This is a genomic window from Nodosilinea sp. LEGE 07298 (genome assembly GCF_015207265.1).
GTDB lineage: Bacteria > Cyanobacteriota > Cyanobacteriia > Phormidesmidales > Phormidesmidaceae > Nodosilinea.
Genome location: NZ_JADEXE010000542.1, coordinates 1 through 2,009 on the forward strand (window position 1 = coordinate 1; position 2,009 = coordinate 2,009).

General features: G+C 56.8%; 3 protein-coding genes. 2 read left to right on the top strand and 1 reads right to left on the bottom strand.

Going from position 1 to position 2,009, the window contains the following annotated elements; translation table 11 throughout:
* Positions 1-426: hypothetical protein (locus tag IQ273_RS32835; RefSeq protein ID WP_228054368.1), on the top strand; the 426-nt coding region annotated here is incomplete at its 5' end.
* A gap of 256 nt (positions 427-682) precedes the next feature.
* On the top strand, positions 683-1,015 hold the full coding sequence (locus tag IQ273_RS32840) for an RNA-binding protein (RefSeq protein WP_194027261.1): 333 nt from the start codon (positions 683-685) through the stop codon (positions 1,013-1,015).
* A 112-nt stretch (positions 1,016-1,127) separates the two neighbouring features.
* Here the strand turns inward: IQ273_RS32840 and ylqF are convergent, their stop codons facing one another.
* Entirely contained in the window at positions 1,128-2,000 is an 873-nt protein-coding gene (gene ylqF / locus IQ273_RS32845; protein WP_194027262.1) for a ribosome biogenesis GTPase YlqF, read from the bottom strand.
* Between the last annotated feature and the right edge of the window lie 9 nt (positions 2,001-2,009).

Here is a 2,009-nt window from a genome sequence, read left to right on the forward strand (position 1 = left end):
GTCTTAAACACCGACCCCCAACCTCCCCTCGACCTGCTCCCGCTTACTCTTGGTAGACTACTGGTGCCCCCGCTCTTCAAAGCACCCGTACTCTACAATCGCCAATTTTGTGGCGCTGACCCTGTGGCCACCAAAAAAACTACCGGTAAAGGCAGCGGCCAGCCCAGCGAAAGCCCCGCCTCTACCCCCGCCAGTTCTGGACGGGGGTTCAAGGTGCAGGTGTTTTATCTAGCCGCCAGCAGCAATAATCCTAAAGCACCCCTCAAAGACGCCCTTTGGTTTGCCACTTACCCCATCATTCCGCGCATTGGTGACTGCGTTTTTAGGGATGGCGTGTACTACCGAGTAGAGCGCGTTTTTTTGTACGAGAATCTAGCCGCTGGATGGTGTGCCGATGTCGAAGTTTCCTTCTACAGCAGGCGCTAATTACAGCCCCGCAATTAGCTCATAATCCGGTGTTACAAAACTTATGCAAAGCCCCGGCCCTAGGGGCTGTAAACACCTCTGACACAGTGTTACAGAAGCATTAATCTTCAGAAACCTTATGCTAAAGTAAGCGGGTAACATGTTTGGCTTTCGGTAGGCTGGTTAATCACAGTCTGATCTCAGTTTTCGGGTAATCGGTGTGTACCACTCCGAATCGAACTTGTCTACATCACCTGTCTAATCTTGGAGTTGTGCCATGTCGATTTATGTAGGAAACCTTGCCTACAATGCTACGGAAGGAGACATCACCGAAGTCTTCTCCGAGTACGGAGCCGTTAGCCGAGTAACGGTACCCACCGATCGCGAAACAGGTCGCCCCCGGGGCTTTGCTTTCGTTGAAATGGAAAAGGAAGCCGACGAAGACGCTGCCATTGAAGCCCTCGATGGTGCTGAATGGATGGGTCGCGAGCTGCGGGTTAACAAGGCTCGTCCCAAAGAAAAGCGGGCCGGTGGCGGCGGCGGCTCCCGAGGCAACTTCGGCGGCGGCGGCGGCAGAGATGGCGGCAACCGGGAATTTTCTCGCTGGTAAGCTACCCGTCCACCACCCTGAATCAATATGTGCAATGGCAGAGGATGACTATCCCCTGCCATTTTTGCTTAGCGCATAGCGCTGGCCCATAGATCCGTCAGTAATAGTTCCGTCAGTAAGGGGCAGCGGGTGGCCACTCCAGCACCCACTGGCCCAGCAGCCCGGTACGATAGTCGTTGAGAATGCGCTTGGCGGTGCGCTCGATATTATCCTGAAATTTTTGGGCCGCCACCTGGACCACAAAGCCCTCCCCTGTATAGTCATCCAGGGCTACGCCGTACCGAGCTTGCAGAATATCTTGGTACGAGTCTGGGGCACTGGCCTGCTGCAAGCCTTTGAGTAAATCTAGAAACGCGGCGGCGGTGCGCTGGGTATCGTAGGAGGCTTCGCCAATGTCATCGCAGATGGCCAGTTTAATCGCCGCAGCCTGGTTATCCATCCGCGATGGAATGACCCCGGGGGCATCCAATAAGTCTAAGTCACCTGAAAGGCGAATCCAGCGCAGCTGGCGAGTGATTCCAGCCCGGCGGGCGCTGGCCACCACTTTGCGGTTCAGCAGTCGGTTGATCAGCGCCGACTTACCTACATTGGGGAAGCCAATCACCACCGCGCGAATGGGGCGGGGTTTCATGCCTCGGGCCTGGCGGCGCTGGTTGACGGCATCGCCTGCGCTTTGGGCAGCCTTTGCGATCGCCTTTACCCCATCCCCCTGCTGCCCATTGGTGAAGTAGGGCACGTCTCCCTGCTGGCGAAACCAGGTTTCCCAGGCGGTGCGAGCCTCGCTCGAAATCATGTCGACCCGGTTGAGCACCAGCACTCTCGGCTTCTCGCCCACCCAGGCATCAACCTTGGGGTGCTGCGTCGATAGGGGAATTCGGGCATCGCGCACCTCCAGCACCACATCGACCCGGCTGAGCTGATCAACCAAGGCTTTTTCGGCCTTGGCGATATGGCCAGGGTACCAATGGATTTCGGGGGTAGACATGGGTAGGGG

Coding starts and splice junctions, on each gene's coding strand:
- ylqF (WP_194027262.1), bottom strand. CDS start 2,000: ATGTCTACCCCCGAAATCCATTGGTACCCTGGCCATATCGCCAAGGCC.
- IQ273_RS32840 (WP_194027261.1), top strand. CDS start 683: ATGTCGATTTATGTAGGAAACCTTGCCTACAATGCTACGGAAGGAGAC.